At 71.8% G+C, this 16,658-nt stretch carries 15 protein-coding genes and 5 pseudogenes; 10 read left to right on the top strand and 10 right to left on the bottom strand.

The window, feature by feature from the left end; all coding sequences use genetic code 11:
• Positions 1-81: 81 nt before the first annotated feature.
• Positions 82-426, bottom strand: coding sequence for a hypothetical protein (locus tag AMK19_RS11530; RefSeq protein ID WP_073810670.1), 345 nt, complete (start codon positions 424-426; stop codon positions 82-84).
• Between the two features lie 375 nt (positions 427-801).
• Here AMK19_RS11530 and AMK19_RS11525 point away from each other — a divergent pair, with 375 nt between their 5' ends.
• On the top strand, positions 802-1,125 hold the full coding sequence (locus tag AMK19_RS11525) for a hypothetical protein (RefSeq protein WP_073810669.1): 324 nt from the start codon (positions 802-804) through the stop codon (positions 1,123-1,125).
• A 199-nt stretch (positions 1,126-1,324) separates the two neighbouring features.
• Here the strand turns inward: AMK19_RS11525 and AMK19_RS11520 are convergent, their stop codons facing one another.
• Positions 1,325-2,185: an S-methyl-5'-thioadenosine phosphorylase gene (locus AMK19_RS11520; RefSeq protein WP_073810667.1), complete on the bottom strand. Its 861-nt coding sequence runs from the start codon at positions 2,183-2,185 to the stop codon at positions 1,325-1,327.
• Positions 2,186-2,494: 309 nt separating this feature from the next.
• On the opposite strand from AMK19_RS11520, the gene AMK19_RS11515 reads away from it, so the two are divergent.
• The gene (locus AMK19_RS11515; RefSeq protein ID WP_073810666.1) at positions 2,495-3,271 is read left to right on the top strand and encodes an alpha/beta fold hydrolase; all 777 of its coding nucleotides are present in this window, start codon (positions 2,495-2,497) and stop codon (positions 3,269-3,271) included.
• A 168-nt stretch (positions 3,272-3,439) separates the two neighbouring features.
• Positions 3,440-3,970 carry a GNAT family N-acetyltransferase gene (locus tag AMK19_RS11510; RefSeq protein WP_073810664.1) on the top strand — a complete coding sequence of 177 codons (531 nt, stop codon included), beginning with the start codon at positions 3,440-3,442 and terminating at the stop codon, positions 3,968-3,970.
• Positions 3,971-4,037: 67 nt separating this feature from the next.
• Here the strand turns inward: AMK19_RS11510 and AMK19_RS11505 are convergent, their stop codons facing one another.
• The gene (locus AMK19_RS11505) at positions 4,038-4,649 is read right to left on the bottom strand and encodes a DUF4291 domain-containing protein (RefSeq protein ID WP_083646670.1); all 612 of its coding nucleotides are present in this window, start codon (positions 4,647-4,649) and stop codon (positions 4,038-4,040) included.
• A 115-nt stretch (positions 4,650-4,764) separates the two neighbouring features.
• Positions 4,765-5,271 (bottom strand): carboxymuconolactone decarboxylase family protein, encoded by a 507-nt coding sequence (locus AMK19_RS11500; RefSeq protein WP_083646669.1) that lies wholly within the window; start codon positions 5,269-5,271, stop codon positions 4,765-4,767.
• A gap of 134 nt (positions 5,272-5,405) precedes the next feature.
• Here AMK19_RS11500 and AMK19_RS11495 point away from each other — a divergent pair, with 134 nt between their 5' ends.
• The 3 genes and pseudogenes from AMK19_RS11495 to AMK19_RS37150 all read left to right on the top strand — a co-directional run.
• A complete protein-coding gene (locus tag AMK19_RS11495) occupies positions 5,406-6,341 on the top strand; it encodes a pirin family protein (RefSeq protein WP_073810662.1) in 936 nt (311 codons plus the stop codon).
• Positions 6,342-8,437: 2,096 nt separating this feature from the next.
• Positions 8,438-9,148: pseudogene (locus tag AMK19_RS38430) on the top strand (S1 family peptidase); the annotation flags it as partial.
• A gap of 201 nt (positions 9,149-9,349) precedes the next feature.
• A pseudogene (locus tag AMK19_RS37150) lies at positions 9,350-10,078 on the top strand (putative Ig domain-containing protein); the annotation flags it as partial.
• Positions 10,079-10,286: 208 nt separating this feature from the next.
• On the opposite strand, the gene AMK19_RS11485 reads toward AMK19_RS37150, so the two are convergent.
• The 4 genes and pseudogenes from AMK19_RS11485 to AMK19_RS11470 all read right to left on the bottom strand — a co-directional run bounded on the left by AMK19_RS11485 (position 10,287) and on the right by AMK19_RS11470 (position 12,206).
• Complete coding sequence (locus tag AMK19_RS11485) at positions 10,287-10,862, bottom strand: AAC(3) family N-acetyltransferase (protein ID WP_073810658.1); 576 nt, start codon at positions 10,860-10,862, stop codon at positions 10,287-10,289.
• A 43-nt stretch (positions 10,863-10,905) separates the two neighbouring features.
• Positions 10,906-11,067: pseudogene (locus AMK19_RS38040) on the bottom strand (helix-turn-helix domain-containing protein); the annotation flags it as partial.
• A 67-nt stretch (positions 11,068-11,134) separates the two neighbouring features.
• The gene (locus AMK19_RS11475) at positions 11,135-11,554 is read right to left on the bottom strand and encodes a nuclear transport factor 2 family protein (protein ID WP_073810656.1); all 420 of its coding nucleotides are present in this window, start codon (positions 11,552-11,554) and stop codon (positions 11,135-11,137) included.
• A 22-nt stretch (positions 11,555-11,576) separates the two neighbouring features.
• Positions 11,577-12,206 (bottom strand): isochorismatase family protein, encoded by a 630-nt coding sequence (locus AMK19_RS11470; protein ID WP_073810654.1) that lies wholly within the window; start codon positions 12,204-12,206, stop codon positions 11,577-11,579.
• 858 nt (positions 12,207-13,064) lie between these two features.
• On the opposite strand from AMK19_RS11470, the gene AMK19_RS11465 reads away from it, so the two are divergent.
• A complete protein-coding gene (locus AMK19_RS11465) occupies positions 13,065-13,781 on the top strand; it encodes a WXG100-like domain-containing protein (protein WP_158071891.1) in 717 nt (238 codons plus the stop codon).
• Positions 13,778-14,170, top strand: a complete 393-nt coding sequence (locus AMK19_RS11460; protein WP_073810652.1) for a hypothetical protein — start codon at positions 13,778-13,780, stop codon at positions 14,168-14,170. The genes AMK19_RS11465 and AMK19_RS11460 overlap by 4 nt, the downstream gene beginning before the upstream one ends.
• Here the strand turns inward: AMK19_RS11460 and AMK19_RS11455 are convergent.
• Positions 14,158-14,443: pseudogene (locus AMK19_RS11455) on the bottom strand (UDP-N-acetylglucosamine 1-carboxyvinyltransferase); the annotation flags it as partial. The gene AMK19_RS11460 and the pseudogene AMK19_RS11455 sit on opposite strands and share 13 nt — an antisense overlap.
• Before the next feature lie 172 nt (positions 14,444-14,615).
• On the bottom strand, positions 14,616-15,329 hold the full coding sequence (locus tag AMK19_RS11450) for a hypothetical protein (protein ID WP_073810651.1): 714 nt from the start codon (positions 15,327-15,329) through the stop codon (positions 14,616-14,618).
• Between the two features lie 90 nt (positions 15,330-15,419).
• Between AMK19_RS11450 and AMK19_RS37140 the strand changes: the two are divergent.
• Together AMK19_RS37140 and AMK19_RS11440 are read left to right on the top strand one after the other, a co-directional pair.
• Positions 15,420-15,545, top strand: a pseudogene (locus tag AMK19_RS37140) (pirin family protein); the annotation flags it as partial.
• A 312-nt stretch (positions 15,546-15,857) separates the two neighbouring features.
• Positions 15,858-16,607 (top strand): hypothetical protein, encoded by a 750-nt coding sequence (locus AMK19_RS11440; RefSeq protein WP_073810649.1) that lies wholly within the window; start codon positions 15,858-15,860, stop codon positions 16,605-16,607.
• Positions 16,608-16,658: the final 51 nt, after the last annotated feature.

The raw sequence follows: 16,658 nt of genomic DNA, 5'->3' as shown, positions 1-16,658 counted from the left end.
GGCCGGCGCAAGCTCGCATGCGCGGCGCGCAGCCCCGGTCGAGGCAGAGGCCGCGCGGCGCTGGACGCGGAGGCGGCCGGGTCAGGAGAAGACGGCGGAGCGCAGCTCGAGGCGGTCGGAGGCGCGGCCGCCGGGGCGCAGCGAGTAGTACTCGCCCTCGCAGTCGGGGCCGGTGAACATGGTGACGGTGGAGCCGGTGAGGTTCTGCGGGGCGAAGGCGGGTTCGGTGGTGTCAGGGTTAGCGACCTCGCGGAGGGTGTGGCAGACCCGGCTGGCGGGGTCGACGAGCTTGCCAATGGTCCGGTTGCCGAAGTCGTCGTAGTAGGTGTATCGGAATTCGCCCGCGGCTGCGGCGGCGGGGCACGGGGTGGCGAACAGCAGGGCGAGCGAGGCGACGGCGGCGGCAGCCGTGTGACGCAGGTGCATGGGGTGGTACGGCCTTTCCGATCGGACGGCCGGAGTCGGCGGGTCCGGCCCGGCGCGCACCACCGTAGTGGCGGGGCCAGGTGGCGAATCGGTTCTTCGCGTGCACGTCGCGCGCCGTCGCACCGGCCGTGCACGGGCCGTGCGGGGCCGTGCGGGGGCCGTCCGGAGGGGTGCGGCCGGGGCCCGTGGGATGCGCGCGGTACGCGGGTCATTTGGGTCGTCCGGGGACGAAACGCCGTTCGCAGCACGGCGGTTCGGCACGGCGTTCGCATGTTAGAACCGGCGTGCAGCGGGCAGATGTGTTGCTACCTGGGACGTAGGGACGCGCCGGCGGGGAAGGCCGGGCGCGCCTGCCTGGCGGCGCGGAGGTGGTTGATGGACGGACCGGCACTCTCCCCGCGCGAGCTCCTGATCCTTCATCAGATCGAGGCCGAGCTGGGGAGCGATCTGGAGCTGGAGCGCGAGCTGCGCACGATGCGACCGGCGAGGCTGGCTCGGCTTCGACGGTCGTTGGTCGCGCGACCACGGTCGGTGGTCGTGGTGATCGCATGCTGTCTGGCTCTGTCGTTCGGGCTGTTGGGACTGGCGGTGGCGCTGCGGGTACCGGTGCTGCTGGTCGCCGTGGTGGCGGCCTGGGGCACCGCGTTGGCGGCTCTGATGGCGGTGGCGCACTTCACTCGGCGCGCGAGGGGTCGATAGCGGGCAGCCCCGCCCCGCGCCGAGACCACGATCGGCCGATGCCCACCGAAACGCGGTGGGCACCGGCCGATCGGTGTGTCGGAGCAGCGCTCGCACGGCGCGGACCGCCGGACCCCATACCCAGGCCGCCGGACCCCACACACCCAGGCCGCCGGACGCCAGGCGCGGACCGCCGCCGGACTCCAGCCACAGAGCACCGTCAGACGCCGGGCAGGCCGGTCTCGACGCCGTCCAGGGCGTGCGAGCAGAGGCAGTCGCGGGTGGTGGGCAGCGATTCGAGGGCCTTGAACAGGACGGTGCGCAGGCGGTCGACGTTGCGGGCGAAGACCTCCAACACCTCGGCGTGGGTGACGCCCTCGCCGGTCCCGACCCCGGCGTCCAGGTCCGTGACCAGGTTCAACGAGGTGTAGCAGAGGCCGAGTTCACGGGCGAGGACGGCCTCGGGGTGGCCGGTCATGCCGACCACGGACCAGCCGTTGGCGGTGAACCAGCGGGATTCGGCGCGGGTGGAGAAGCGCGGTCCCTCGATCACCACCAGGGTGCCGCCGTCGACGGGCTCCCAGGCGAGCGAGCGGGCGGCGGCCAGTGCGGCGTTGCGGCCGTCGGGGCAGTAGGGGTCGGCCATCGGGATGTGCACCACCTCCGGGATCGTGCCGTCGGGCAGGCTCCGTCCGTCGTAGTAGGTCTGCACCCGGCCGGAGGTGCGGTCCACGAGCTGGTCCGGCACCAGCAGCGTCCCGGGACCGTACTCGGGGCGCAGGCCGCCGACCGCGCACGGGCCGAAGACCTGGCGCACCCCGAGCGAGTGCAGCGCCCACAGGTTGGCCCGGTAGTTGATGCGGTGCGGCGGCAGCCGGTGGCCGCGGCCGTGACGGGGCAGGAAGGCGACCCGTCGGCCGGCCACCTCGCCGATGAACAGGGCGTCGCTGGGCGGTCCGTAGGGTGTTTCGACGTGCACTTCGGTGACGTCGTCGAGCAGCGCGTACAGCCCGGATCCGCCGATGACGCCGAGTTCGGCGGTCGGGGTGCCGTCGGTACGGGGCGGGTGGGTCTCGGCCATGGCTCTCCTCGGCTCTGCCGGTCGGACGCGGACCCGCCACGGCCCGGCGGGCCCGGCGGCTCTGCGGTGGGTGCCGTCCGGCGGGCGGTGCGGCCCGCCGCGGGCACGCTGCCACCCTACGAGCAGTCAGGTCCGCCGTCCCGCACCGCCCCTGACCACTCCGCCCCGTTCCTCCTCCGCCCCTCCCACACACACCCCCGCCCCGCTCGTCCCCGGACCTCCGCACCCCCGCCCACTCGCGCGCTCCCGGTCGTCGGCGGTGTCCGCGTACAGTGGCAGCCCAGGTCGGCGCGGTGACGGGACGGTGTGATGAACGACGGGCGGCTGGCGGTGCACTCCGGCGAGGTGGGGACGGAGGCGGCGCACCGGGCGCTGTCCTGGCGGGTGCGGCCGGCGGCGCCGGAGGCGGCGGTGCTGGTGCTGCACGGCGGGCGGGAGTTCGGCCCGGAGCCGGTGCCCGCGCTGAACCTGCCGGGTCTGCGGATGCGCCCCTTCGCGCGGGCCGTGGAGCATGCGGTGCGACGCGGTCCGGGCGGGGCCGCCGGCCGGTCGCTGGCGGTGGGCACGGTGCACTACCGCTGCCGGGGCTGGAACGGCGAACGCGCGGACGCGGCGCGTGACGCGGAGGCGGCGCTGGCGGAGTTGGCGGAGACGCTCGGTCCGGTGCCGACGGTGCTGATCGGGCATTCGATGGGCGGCCGGGCGGCGCTGCGGGCGGCCGCGCACCCGTGTGTGCAGGGGGTGGTGGCGTTGGCGCCGTGGTGTCCGCGCGACGAGCCGACCGAGCATCTGCGGGGCCGGTCGGTACTGATGCTGCACGGCGACCGAGACCGGGTGACGCCGCCCGCAGACACCGATCTGTTCGCGCTGCGGGCCCGCGACCACGGCGCGCGGGTGGCCGGCTACCGGGTGTTCGGCAGCGGCCACACCTTGATGCGCCGGGCCGGCGAGTGGCACCGCACCGCGGCCGACCTGGCGCTGGCGGTGCTGGGGCTGGCGGCGCTGCCCGAGGAGATCGGCACCGCGCTGGCCGTGGAGGCCGGCGGCTCGGACGGCGTGTGCATTCCGCTGGCGGGCCGCCGCTGACCACTTCGGCCGACCGCACGGCCCTCGGTGCCTCCCGAACGGGGCACGACCGGGTGACGGGCCGGTGACGGCCCGTTCCGGCCGGTTCTTCGGCTCGACTCGGGCGGGTCGGGGGCGCACACTCCGGGGGAGGAGACGTCCGCCAATCGAACGAGGGAGGACCCGGCCATGGGGATCAGCCTGACCACTGATCGGCTCGTCGTCCGCGACTGGACGCCCGACGACGCCGACGACGCGCTGGCCGTGTACGGCTCCACGGACGTCGCCCGCTGGCTGACGCCCGCGATGGCCCGGGTCACCGATGTCGATGCGATGCGTACGGTCCTGCAGGGCTGGGCGCAGGAGCAGTCCGGGTTGCTGCCGCCGCGCGGGCGGTGGGCGGCGGAGCGCCGGGAGGACGGGAGGGTGGTCGGCGGGTTCAGCATCCGCCCGCTGCCGCCGCACGAGGAGGATCTGGAGATCACCTGGCAGCTCGCCCCGCACGCCTGGGGCCAGGGGTACGCGACGGAGGCGGGCATCGCGCTGTTGCGCTGGGCGTTCACGCAGGACGTCGAGGAGATCTTCGCGGTGGCCCGGCCGAAGAACGACAGGGCGCACGCGGTGGCGAAGCGGCTCGGGATGCGCTGGGTCGGCGAGACCACCAAGTACTACGACCTGAACCTTCAGGTCTACCGGATCCGCCCCGCCGACCTGCCCTGACCCACCACAAAATCCCATCACGAAACCGACCCCGAAACCAACCCCGAAACGGACCGGGTGGCGGGTTTCAGACCCGGCAGAGGCGCGCTGTGAGTTCAACGGGCAACGGATAGCGACGTTCGTCCGGGAGCAGTCGGCGGGCCTGTTCGGTGCGGCCGGTGCGGACCAGTTCGGCGGCGCGCCGGATCTGCGGGGTGAGGTCGGTGAGCGAGACGATCCACTCCTCGGCGAAGGCCCGGATCGTCTCCCGCCCCAGGCCGACCTGGATGCTGTAGTGGTTGAGCGCCGCCCCGCGCAGCGACCGCTCCGGGTCCCACTGGACGTGCACCTCGGCCGCCGCCGTCCGCTGCGGGTCGCCGGTGGTCAACTCGGCTGCGGCGAGGGCGCGTTCCCAGCCCCGGCGGGTGATCCGGACGGCCAGGACGCGTTCCTGTCCGGGTTTGGTGCCCCAGTTGCTGCGGTGCAGCAGCCAGGGCAGCGAGGGTTTGATCCAGGTCATCCGCCGGAACGAGAACGGCGCGACGAACCGCCCGGCGCGCAGCGCGGGTTCGGCGATCGCGGGCGCGTACGCCTGGTAGACCACGATCGTGCTGTCGTCGAAGTCGGCGCGTACGACGTGCAGTTCGGACGGGTTCCGGGTCGCGCCCGTCCCGCGGGGCGAGCTGCGCTGCTGAGCCATCCTCAGACCCTGCCACCCGCCCCGTCCCGCCGGCCACGCATTTTCCGGGCGGCCTTCGAGGGAGCGTTCCGGGCGGCCTTCGAGGGAGCGTTCCGGGCGGCCTTCGAGGGAGCGGCTACTGCGCCGCCTGGGTGCCCACCCGCGTGGGCCGGACCGGGTGCTTGCTCAGGATGGAGACCCGGTTGAAGGCGTTGATGGTGACGGCCACCCAGATCACGGCGGAGATCTGCTCCTCCCCGAGCACCTCCCGGGCCTGCGCGTACGCCGCGTCCTGGGCGGTGGCGTCGGCGGGGTGGGTGGTGGCCTCGGCCAGTGCCAGCGCGGCCCGCTCGCGCGCGTCGAACAGTTCGGTGTCGCGCCAGGCGCTCAGCACGCCGAGCCGCTGCACGCTCTCGCCGGCCTGCAACGCGGCCTTGGTGTGCACGTCCAGGCAGTAGGCGCAGCCGTTGAGCTGCGAGACGCGCAGGTTGACCAGTTCGACCAGGCGGCGGTCGAGCCCGGCCTCGGCGGCGGCCTCGCGGACCGTCTCGGCGGCGGAGCGCATGGCCCGGAAGACCTGCGGGTGCTGCTTGTCGATGTAGACCCGCTTGCCGGTCGTCGTGCTGGTCGCCAACTCGGTCACCTGGAGCTCCTCCACCTGCGTGCTGGTGTTTGCCGGACGATACCGCCATAATAGTTGAAGTTGAAACTATTTGCGAACGAGTCGCGCGGAGCCAAGGGTTCCGGGTTCCGGGCGACACGGGAGGGAGCACAACCATGAGCACCACAGAGAACGGTCCCCGCCCGGCCACCGTCCGGGTCCTCCCGCCCCGCGACGTCCCGCTCGGCGGCCCGCGCGCGATGACGGTCCGCCGCACCCTCCCCCAGCGCGAGCGCACCCTGATCGGCGCCTGGTGCTTCATCGACCACTACGGCCCCGACGACGTCGCGACCACCGGCGGCATGGACGTCGCGCCGCACCCGCACACGGGCCTGCAGACCGTCAGTTGGCTGTTCAGCGGCGAGATCGAGCACCGCGACAGCCTCGGCGTGCACGCCTTCGTCCGCCCCGGCGAGCTCAACCTCATGACGTCGGGCCACGGCATCGCCCACTCCGAGACCTCCACGGCCGCCACCACCGTCCTGCACGGCGTCCAGCTCTGGGTCGCCCTCCCCGACGAACACCGCCACACCGCCCGGGACTTCCACCACCACATTCCCGGCCCCGTCGCCCTCGACGGCGGCGAGGCCCGCGTCTTCCTCGGCACCCTGGCCGGCGACACCTCCCCCGTCCCCACCTTCAGCCCGCTCCTCGGCGCCGAACTCACCCTCGACCCGGGCGCCACCCTCACCCTCGACGTCGACCCCGACTTCGAACACGGCCTCCTCGTCGACCAGGGCGACATCACCTTCGCCGGCACCCCCCTCCACCCCGCCGACCTCGGCTACCTCCCGCCCGGCCCCACCACCCTCACCCTCACCAACCCCTCCCCCACCACCGCCCGCCTGATCCTCCTCGGCGGCACGCCCTTCGACGAGCAGATCGTCATGTGGTGGAACTTCATCGGCCGATCCAGTGAGGAGATCGTACAAGCACGAATCGACTGGGAGAAGGGGGTCCGCTTCGGTGAGGTCCAGGGCTACCCGGGCGACCGACTGCCCGCGCCGGAGCTCCCGAACGTCGCCCTCAAGGCGCGCGGAAACCGCCTCTGACCTGCAGAGACGCCTTCCCAAGGCGGTCGCGGACATCGAGGTCCGAGGGGTGCTCCGCGACCGCCCTCGACACGGGCACCGGGGGGTTGCGTTCGCCTCCGGCGGGCATCTCGGCGACGAACGTCGACACCCCGCCGATTCCCATCTGTGGGCCGGTTTTGCAGGCTGTGGGCGGATGAATGCTGACTTTTTGCTGACTTTTCTGACTGTCCGTCAGCCCGCTTGCGGCCGTCATCGCTCCAGGTAGCGGGGTGAGGGGACGACGACTCCGGCGGGTGCACTCCCTCGGCGATCGCGCACGTTTGCCGACCTTCGCCGGCGTCCCACCATGGGATGGCGGACGGCTGCGCAGACGTTCCGCTCCGTCCGATGTTAGTGCCGTCGTTAAGGGCGATGGTGTGATCAGAGAGCAGTAGCCGCGAGCCTGGCAACACCTCCACAGCGCACGGCAGGCCAAGGGCACCATGGCGTCGTCGTGGAACCGCCTTCTCCAGGACGGGCTCGTCGAAGAGAGTGTGGTCACGCATGCGGACGGGTCCGGTGTCATCAGCGCCTGGCCGGCCTCGCCCCAGGGGCACAGGCAGAGCTGACCGAGCTCCTCCGCACCTGCGTGCGCGAACTGTGGGCGTGCCTGGACTCGTTGGTGACCGAGTCCGTCGAAGCCTTCAGCGCGCAGCACCGTCTGCAGCGGCCCGGGCAGCCCCGGTTCTTTCCGATCGCCGATAGCTCGGAGAGCCTTCAGGCCCTGCTCACGGAGTCCTGCATGGATGGCACTCTTCGTTCCCACGTGGCGATGGTGAAGGACTGTCAGCCGTTCCGCGTCGGAGAAGGCGACTGCGACGGCGACGAGGTCGTCCGTCGAATCCGCCAAGGGCTGGCGTATCTGCTGGACCGGGACACGGCGCTGGAGGCGGGTGCGCTGCCGAACGTCTGGGCCACGCCGGTCGAACCGCAGGTCCACGCCGCAACGCCGCTCGCGGTCGACCACCTGGAAGCCTCGACGCCGGGCGCGTTCGACGGACAGGAGCGCATCCTGGCGCACTTCCACGTGAGTCCCTACCGCTACGGGCTCGACGTGAGCGCACAGGCCGGCACCTTCATCAACTGCCCGGCCGGCAGAGGCACGCGCTTCCCCCACCCGCCGGCCCAGCGTCGGCCGGAAGTCGAGGCACATGAGCACCGACGACCGGGACCAGCTGAGACACCGTGCCCTCGCCCCCATGCGTGTCCGATACGCGCGAACCGACCACTGCCCGAACCGGCGCCAGCGTCGTGCTGCCCACGGGGTAGTCCCCTCCACCCCGGCCAGCAGACGTATCCGAACCACCCATGCTTCGAACGAGTGGAGCTTTTGGAAAGCGCGTCGTTCCCCCGGCCCGTCGACCACCACATAACCTCGCCGCCCGTCTCGGCCCACGCCGAGCGCTGGTCCGACCACGCACCCGTCACCACCGTCTTCGACCTCGCCGACCCCCGTTCAGAGGCGGGGCCGGTCGTCGATCGGGCGGCGCGACTCGAGTTGTCGAGGTCGAGACGGAGCCGACAGCAGCAGCGTCCTGATCCCGACCGCCGACGGCGAGCGTGCGCCCCGGCCTGCGGCCCGCAGGTGTGGCGGCTCGGGGCAGGAGAAGCTGCGTACGCAGGCACCGGGCTCCCCTCAGCGCCGCCCCTCCCCCGAGACGCACTGCGGCGGTGAGCCGACCGCCCCGTTGGCCTCGCCCGCCCCGTGGGCTGCCGCTCGGCCTCCCGCGTCGGCCCGCCCAGCACCCAGGTGCTGGGCGGGCCCGGCCTGCCCTTCACCGCGCACATCCCGACCGGCCTCGCCCCCCTACGCGCTGACCGTGGCGCTCGAGTCCCTGAGGACCGCCGGGCCGATCGACGAGATCGCCATCCCGAGGCCCGACCCGCCTGCCACCTTCCCCGCTGCCACCTTCCCCGCTGCCCTCTGCCCTCTGCCCTCTGCCCTCTGCCCTCTGGGCGAAGGCTCGCAGCACGTCCGCGCCTGACGGGCTGTGACAAACGGGATGTGACGGTACGTCGGGCGTCCAGTCCAACACCCGCGTCTGTGGAGGACTTCGACCGCGAGTTCCGTCGACATGGTTGACCGCATTGAAGTGACCATGGCATTTTCGTGCGGCGCGGACGTGCGCCAACCGGTCGCACGCCTGCAATCCCCCACAAGGAGAGCCATGTTCAAGAGATTCGCCGCCGCGCTCGGCGCGGTCGCGGTCGTCGCGGGTGCCCTGACACTCGGTGCCGCTCCCGCGCAGGCCGTTCAGGCGGGCGACCTGACCTCCACCATCGCGCTGAGCAACTGCTCAGCCTCGCTGGTCCGCTACCCGAGTTCGGTGGACACCGACCGGGCGATGATGCTGACCAACGGCCACTGCCTGCCGACCATGCCGTCGGCCGGCCAGGTCATCCAGAACGCGAGCGCCAGCCGCAGCGGCACGCTGCTCAACTCCGCCGGCACCTCGCTCGGCACCGTCCAGGCGGACAAGGTGCTGTACGCGACGATGACCGGCACCGACGTCGCGCTCTACCAGCTCACCGACACCTTCGCCGCCATCACCACCAAGTACGGGGCGACGGCGCTGACGATCAGCGACACCCATCCGGTCGACGGGTCGGCGATGTACATACCGTCCTCGTACTGGAAGCAGGTGTGGAACTGCTCGATCAACGGGTTCGTCGACACCCTGCGCGAGGACCAGTGGACCTGGCACGACTCGCTGCGTTACAGCGCGGGCTGCAACACCACACACGGCACGTCCGGTTCGCCCATCGTCGACGCCGCCAGCAAGAAGGTCGTCGGCATCAACAACACCGGCAACGACGACGGCGCGATGTGCACCCTGAACAACCCGTGCGAGGTGGCCGCGGACGGCACCACGACCGTCACCAAGGGCCAGAGCTACGGTGAGGAGACCTACTGGTTCACCACCTGCCTGGGCACCGGCCGGGTGATCGACCTGAACGTCAGCGGCTGCCTGCTGACCAAGCCGGCCGGCGCGGCCGTGTCGGTGACCAACCCGGGCAACCAGTCCACCGTGGTCAACGGTTCGGTCAGCCTGCAGATCCAGGCGTCCGGCGGCACCGCCCCGCTGAGCTACTCGGCCACCGGCCTGCCCGCCGGCCTGTCGATCAACGCCTCCACCGGCCTGATCAGCGGCACCGCCACCACTTCGGGCGGCTCCTCGGTGACCGTCACCGTCAAGGACGCGGCCGGTAAGACCGCCTCCACCACGTTCTCCTGGACGGTCACCACGAACCAGGGCACCTGCACCCCGGCGCAGCTCCTCGGCAACGCGGGCTTCGAGACCGGCACCGCGGCCCCGTGGACCACCACCTCCGGCGTGGTCGACAGCTCCACCTCGCAGGCCGCGCACAGCGGTTCGTGGAAGGCGTGGATGGACGGCTACGGCTCCAGCCACACCGACAGCATCTCGCAGACCGTCACCATCCCGGCCGGCTGCAAGGCGTCGCTGAGCTTCTGGCTCCACATCGACACCGCCGAGACCACCACGTCGAGCGCGTACGACAAGCTCACCGTCACGGCGAACGGCACCTCGGTCGCCACGTACTCGAACCTCGACAAGAACACCGGTTACGCCCAGAAGACCATCGACCTGTCGGCCTACGCCGGCCAGTCGGTGACGGTGAAGTTCAACGCCGTCGAGGACGCCTCGCTGCAGACGTCCTTCGTGGTCGACGACACCGCGATCCAGACCAGCTGAGCCCCACAGCCCGGCGGAGCCACCCGAACGCTTCCGGTGGCTCCGCCGGGCTCGTCCTCGCCCGGCTCCGCATCGCGGCCGACGAGCCAGAGCGCCGTTCCGTGCTACCCGGCCCCACGTTGTCGGCACACGGGTTCTGACGCCTCGCCAGTCCTGTCGGCGCGCGCCGAATCGGATTCGTCGGCCCGGAACCGGTTCTGACGTCCGGTCAGTCCCGATGACGGGCATGGATCAGGGCACCTGTCCGCCGGACCGGTTCGCTGTCGCTGCGGGCGGGGTGGCGCGCAGTGGCAGCACCCTGCGGTGCAGGCCGCGCTCCTCGGGGATGCCGACGACAATCCCGGCCCACGGCGCAGCGCTGCGGGCCCGCCTGCCGGGACCCCCGGGTGTCGCGGACCGAGGCGTGGCGTCGGTTCGCGGTCTCCGTCAGCCAGGCGGCCACCAGGTCGACGCCGACTTCCACCGGGACGAGGGTGGTGGGCTGGTCGGCCACGAGGCTTCGGCTGACGGGGAGTTGGGTCTCCAGGAGGTCGAGGAGTTCCGGTGCGGTCAGGTCGGGGGCGGCGGCCGCCGTGAAGCGGACCCATGTCCTGCTGTCGTCGCGGGTGTGGACGACGCAGGACTCGATCGCTGTCGGCGGGTTCGGTGTCCGCCCCGCTGCCAGGTTCCATGCCACGCACCGGTTGAGGGGGACGCCCGGGAGGAGAGCTTGGGCGCGGCTCTGGTAGAGCTTCAGGAGCGGCGAGTGTTCGCCGTGGGGAGAGTCGAGCCGGTGATCGGCCATCAGGTAGGTGAGGTGGTCCTCGGCGACACCGGCGAGCTCCAGCGCTCCGATGCCACCGCTCGACCGACCGCTCGCTCACTCGGAGCGCGACAGCGATCTCCCTGTTCTTCTCCCCGCCCTCGAAGCGTTCCACGGCTTGGAGCCGGATCCGCTCCCGCGCGGCCCTCTCGGCGTCGGTCAGCCCGCCGCCCTGCGCGTATCTCACGAATCAAGGACTACTGGAGCCCGCCGACTGCTGTCAGGCGAACGACTCCGACATCACTCAATCAAGTTCAGTAGTCGATGGCGTTCAGGACGAGGTCGTCCATGACGCGTTCCTTGAAGAGCCACCTGCCGCCGACGCGGGCCACCCTGTCGTTGAACCGGCTGTAGGACGCGACGTGCGGTGTCTGGGTGCGCGGCTCGAACGCGGCGATCACCACCATGTAGCTCCAGACCGTCGCCGTGTCGCTGTCGACCTCGGTGATGATCGTGTTGGTGCTCATGTGCCGGTTGCCGACGCGGCTCGGGCCGTAGTCGTCGAGCCACTGCGCGAGCGCCTCGCGGCCGGTCGTCGTACCCGTGTAGTTGGTGAGGCTGCCGTCCTCGGTGAAGGTGGCGCCGAAGCCCTGGAGGTCGCCCTCGTCGACGGTCTTCCAGTAGCGGGCCAGCAGTTCATGGATCTCGAAGCGGTCGGCGGCGGTGATGGACATGCGCGTGCTCCCTGTTCGAGGTCTATCTGAGGTTTCCGCGGGCGTAGGCGGCGAAGACGCCCTCGCTGCCCATGGCGTCGAAGAAGGCGGCGGCGTGCTCGCTCCGCCAGCTGCCGAGCAGCCGGGTCATCGCCGGAACCACGGTGAGCAGCTCCGCCCCGGCGGCCCGCATGGCGTCGCGGCTGTTGACGGCGGCGGTGCGCGTGCCGGCGGCCGACACGTCGAGCAGCACGGCGACGCCGAAGCCGTCCTCGATCGCCGACAGGACCGGCGGCACCAGGCACACCTCAGTGGTCAGGCCGCCGATGAGGAGGTTCCTCCGACCGGTCGCCCGGACGGCCCCGACGAACGCCGGGTCGTCCCACGCGTTGATGACGCCCGTCCGCTGTACCCGGGCGGCGTACTCGGTGGGCACCAGGGCCTCGAGGTCGGGCAGGAGCGGGCCCTGCTGCTGGTCCTCCAGGCTGCTGGTCAGGACGACGGGGATGCCCACCGCCGCCGCGAAGCGCACCACCGTGCGCACCCACATCCGCAGCTGCTCGCGCTCGTCCTCGCCGGTCAGCTCACCGGCCCACTCGATGGTGCCGACCTGATGGTCGATCAGGACCAGCACGGTGTTGCCGACGGCCAGCGGGAGCCGGAGCACGGTCATGACACCGTCAACCCGCTGGGCCGATCCGAGTCAAGTCCGGTCGGCTCCGCCCAGACTCGTACGTATGCGCTCATGCGCACACGCTAGGCGACGCCCACCGGCTGTGCCTGTTGCAGCACCCGTCGTCCCACTCGCGAACGGCTCGATGGGCGAACCCAGCACCGGCCTCGGCGAGCACCGCTCCAGTACTGGCTTGCCGGCCTGGCGAACGCAGCTGGCAGTTCTCGTTCCCCCGCTCGCTCTCCGCCTCCGCGCAGCGCTGTCGGCGGTAGAGCGTGGGACAGTCTTCTACGCGGAGAACGGCGAGGTCGTCGCGGCTCAGGAGCGGCCAGCCGCGAGGGACAGCGGTTCGGGGCGGGCGGGCGGGGAGTGCCCTGGCGAGGAAGCGCTGCAGCCGGGTGTCCGCTCCGGCGGGCAGTCGGCCGCCGGGCTGGCAGAGCATGTCGACGAGGCCGTGGGCCGTGCCGGTGAGCAGGTCTGCGAGGTCGGGGATGGGCATGGTCCGACGCGGGCTGTAGGGGTGCGGGCGGCGAGTCGGCTCGGTGATTCCGTCCGCGACGACCTGGGCGGCGTGGGGCCCGAGGAGGATTCCGCATCGGTAGGTGGCGGTGGCGAGGTGGACGGTGGGGTGGTGGGTGGCTCCCCAAGAGCGGGAGGTGGTCGATGGTGACGGGGCGGTGACCGACGCGCGCACCGATGAGGTGGGCGTCGCACAGCTGGGTGTTGAGTTCGGTGGCCCCGTCGTGGATCAGGGTGGCGATTTCGTCGAGCAAGGGGCGGAGGCCGTAGTCGGGGCGGGTGAAGAGGCGGCTGGTCGCGCCGAGGTAGAGGCTGCCGTCGGCGCGGGGGACGAGGTGGGTGCCGCAGGCGAATCCCCGGTTGACGGTGCGGACGGCGGTGGGCAGGGAGAACGGGGCCTCCCCGGCCGGGATCGACCGGCCGAACCCCGATGAGGACGACTACCGCGAAATGGCCGATGCCGTACGGCAGTTCACGAGCGAAAGTGACGATCACCGGACGGACCTGCAGCAGGCCGTCGAGCAGATGGCCGGGGAGAACGCGGGCGCCGCCGTGGACGTTTTCCAGGCGCGCTGGGGGAAGGTCGACGGCACCCACATCCACCAACCCGCCGAGGGCTGCCGCCTGGTGGGCACGGTGCTGGACGGTTTCGCGGTGGTGATCACCGGGGCGAAGGTCCCGGCAATCGCCCAACTGGTCCTCCTGGTTACCGAAGTGATTGCTGCTCAGGCCACCGCGCCGTTCGCCTTCGGCCTCTCCGAGGCGGGCGCGATCGGTGCCACACAGGCCACCCGGATGATCGTCCGTCGGCTGCTCGAGGAGGCCGAGAAGCAGATCATCGAGCAGCTGATGTCGGTAGTCACCGGGCCGATCGTCAGCGCGCTCGGCAGTATGGCGGGCGAACTGGTGCTGCAGCTCGGCGAGGGGGCCCTCGGCATCGGCGACAGCGTCGACCTCAGCGGGGTCGGCCGGTCGGGTCAGCAGGGATTCAAGGACGGCGTGAACGACTCGTTGGGACAGGTCGGCATCAACCGCGGCACGGGGGCGATGACATGAGCGACGGGTTCAAGCACAGCCACGAGGAGACGGAGAAGCTCGCCGAGCACTTCAAAGCCGGGTCCTCCAAGCTCCTCTCCTCCGGCGACACCCATCTCGGGCGGGCCCGGAATCACTTCGGCCTCACCAAGGGCCGCGGCGGTCTGGCGAAGACCGCGGAAACGGGCGTCGATCAGCTGATCGAGAGCATCACCAAGGGACAGCGGGCACTCGGCAAGCACCTGGCCGACGTCGGAGCCCGCCTGAAGAAGACGAGCGCCAACCACCGGGCCCACGAGCAGGAGCTACCCGGTGCCCGAGCCGGGCGGCGCCGTCCTCCCACTCGAGCCGCCCCACGAGGCCGACCAGCGGGTGCCGGCCTCGCACAGCATCCGACTCAGAAGTCGTAGAACGTCCCGATCCGGGCGCCCAGGGAGTTCGGACGCATCGCCAGGTCCTCGTACCCCCGGTTGATCACGTACACGCTCCGCAAGCACCGAGGCGCCCTCGGCCGCGAGCATCGCAAGCAGCACCACGCCCGCCGGTCGCAGCGCCGGCGGGCACATCGTCTCCGCCGCGCGCCGGCGGGTCGGACCGTCGACCAGCACGCGGTGCAGGTCCATCGGCTTGACCGCCGCGCCGAGGCTGTTCAGGCCGGTCAGGTAGATCGCCCGGTTGTCGTAGCCAGATCGGCGCACTCCCGATCGAGCCCGCCGCCGACCTACCGCGAGCCCGCGAATTCCCGTACTGCGCACGCGACTTGCGGCCCACCGGGGTCCGAGCCCAGCGAGTCCCCACCGCCGGGCGCCGACCCCGTCCACCCCGGGCACCTGCCGATTAGCGATCCGCAGGCGATCACCAGCGGCACCAGACCTGCTCGTCGGGGTCGACGCTGCGCGCCGCCGTACGGACGGCCGGAGGCACGTCACGAACCTGCGGCGCATCGCGAGTCTGCGGCGCGTCGCGGGTCGCCGGCGCCCCGGCCGTGTCGGCGCCGGAGGTGACGGCGACCTCGGGCGTCTGGAGGAAGGCCGCGTCCTCGGTGGAGGCGAAGGCCCCCTGCCACTGCGTCGGCGACGTGCTGAACCAGGCCCGGTAGTACAGCGCGTCGGCCTGCCCGAGCCGCTGCCGGACCTGGTCCGGGAGCCGGTAGTCGGCGCTGCTGAGGAACGAGGAGTCCTGCCAGCTCGCATAGAAAGTGTCCGGCGTCCGGTCGGCCTGGTGCGCCTGGCGCTGGAAGAGCTGTGGATCGGTCGCCGCTTCGACGGCGTAGTACAGCTCGTCGCCGTCGGAGGCGAGGTCGAGGGCGAAGACCGGCGGCGGGCCGGACCTGTCGGCGCTCGCCGGGCCGGTGATGGACGGCGTCCCGGCGGGCAGGGTCGGTGCCTGCCGTTGCGCTGCTTGCACGGCCGCGTAGGCGTCCACCTGGCCGTAGCCGTACTCCGGGCTGTGGCCGTCCGGGCCGTAGCCGGAGCCGACCTCCCGGGCGGTGTCGCGCAGCAGGCCGCGCACGTCGGTCGCCGTCAGCTCCGGGTTGACCGACAGCACCAGGGCGACGATGCCCGCCACCAGAGCGCCTGATCGACAAGCCGAAGGCCTGGCGAGGCATCGCCACCCGCTACGACAAGGCCCCCGCGAGCTACCTCGCCGGCCTCCACCGTCCAGGCCCGCCTCGGCTGGGAGAAGGGGGACCGGTTCGGCGAGGTCCAGGGCTACCCGGACGACCGGCTGCCCGCCCCGGAGCTGCCGAGCGTCGCCCTCAAGGCGCGCGGAAACCGCGCCTGACCTGCCGAAACGCTTTCCTCGGGCGGTCACGGACACCGAGGTACGAAGGATGCTCCGCGACCGCCCTCGGCACGGGTCCCGGGGTCGTCGCTCGTCGCTCGCCGGTGCCCTTCGGGACGGTCGCGCAGCTGCCTGCCCGAAGCTCGGCAGCCTCGGCCCGACCTGCGTCAACTCCACTACACATGCTGGTATGTGACCGAACCTCACGCTTTGGTACAGACCATTGACGGTTCCCCGGGGCCTCCGTAGATTCCGATCACATCCACGGGGCCGGGCTCGTTCGCGGCCCCACCCCCACGGGAGAACACACACGTGAAGCGCTTCGCCATGCCCGCGACCGGGCTCGCCGCAGTCCTGCTGCTCGCCGCCACCGGATGCGGCTCCGATCCGAAGACCGCGGCCGCCCCCACCGCGAAGGCCGACACCTTCGGGTGCCTGACCGCGGAACAGGCCGCCGCCGGATCGACCCGGCTGACCGTCGACGGCCGCAACGTCGGTGCGTACTACCGGGATTCGGACGCCGGCAAGGCCACCGTCGGCGTGGTGTTCGCGCCCCAGGCGGGCGGCTCGCTGTGCGACTGGCAGCCGCACTACGCCGAGTTCACCGCCGCCGGGTACGCGGTGGTCGGCTGGATGGTCAACGGCGGCGGGGCGTCCGACGTGCGGGCCGCGATGAGCCTGCTCAAGTCGAAGGGCGTCACCTCGGTCGCCCTGGTCGGTGCGTCCAACGGGGCGAGCGCCTCGCTGGAGACCGCCGCCGACCCGGCGAACGCGCCGCTGCCGATCAAGGCCGTGGTCTCGCTCAGCTCGCCCGAGACCGCTCCCGGCGAGTCGAACGCCGCCAAGGCCGTCCTCACCGGCACCGTCCCGACCTTCTTCGCCGCGGAGGAGGGCGACGGCCGCTACCCCGAGTTCGCCAAGGGACTGCACGACACCGCCGCCACCCCCGTCAAGCAGCTCAAGACCTACCCCGGCAACAACCACGGCTACCTGCTGCTCAACGACGGCGCCCTCCCGGACGTCCGCACCTTCCTGACCGCGCACGCGCCCGCCCGCAGCTGACCGGCCCCGGTGGCACCTCGACCGGACCGGAACGAGGACGAGATGGCGACG

The organism is Kitasatospora sp. CB01950, from assembly GCF_001905465.1.
In the GTDB taxonomy this organism is placed as follows: Bacteria; Actinomycetota; Actinomycetes; order Streptomycetales; family Streptomycetaceae; genus Kitasatospora.
This window is presented reverse-complemented; position numbering and strand designations above follow the sequence as displayed.

Excerpts from the sequence above, each read along its gene's own strand:
- AMK19_RS11495 (WP_073810662.1), top strand. The coding sequence starts at position 5,406 with ATGAGCACCACAGAGAACGGTCCCCGCCCGGCCACCGTCCGGGTCCTC.
- AMK19_RS11505 (WP_083646670.1), bottom strand. The coding sequence starts at position 4,649 with ATGGCTCAGCAGCGCAGCTCGCCCCGCGGGACGGGCGCGACCCGGAAC.
- AMK19_RS11470 (WP_073810654.1), bottom strand. The coding sequence starts at position 12,206 with ATGACCGTGCTCCGGCTCCCGCTGGCCGTCGGCAACACCGTGCTGGTC.
- AMK19_RS11520 (WP_073810667.1), bottom strand. The coding sequence starts at position 2,185 with ATGGCCGAGACCCACCCGCCCCGTACCGACGGCACCCCGACCGCCGAA.
- AMK19_RS11530 (WP_073810670.1), bottom strand. The coding sequence starts at position 426 with ATGCACCTGCGTCACACGGCTGCCGCCGCCGTCGCCTCGCTCGCCCTG.
- AMK19_RS11475 (WP_073810656.1), bottom strand. The coding sequence starts at position 11,554 with ATGTCCATCACCGCCGCCGACCGCTTCGAGATCCATGAACTGCTGGCC.
- AMK19_RS11515 (WP_073810666.1), top strand. The coding sequence starts at position 2,495 with ATGAACGACGGGCGGCTGGCGGTGCACTCCGGCGAGGTGGGGACGGAG.
- AMK19_RS11510 (WP_073810664.1), top strand. The coding sequence starts at position 3,440 with ATGGGGATCAGCCTGACCACTGATCGGCTCGTCGTCCGCGACTGGACG.
- AMK19_RS11460 (WP_073810652.1), top strand. The coding sequence starts at position 13,778 with ATGAGCGACGGGTTCAAGCACAGCCACGAGGAGACGGAGAAGCTCGCC.
- AMK19_RS11485 (WP_073810658.1), bottom strand. The coding sequence starts at position 10,862 with ATGGCCGATCACCGGCTCGACTCTCCCCACGGCGAACACTCGCCGCTC.
- AMK19_RS11525 (WP_073810669.1), top strand. The coding sequence starts at position 802 with ATGGACGGACCGGCACTCTCCCCGCGCGAGCTCCTGATCCTTCATCAG.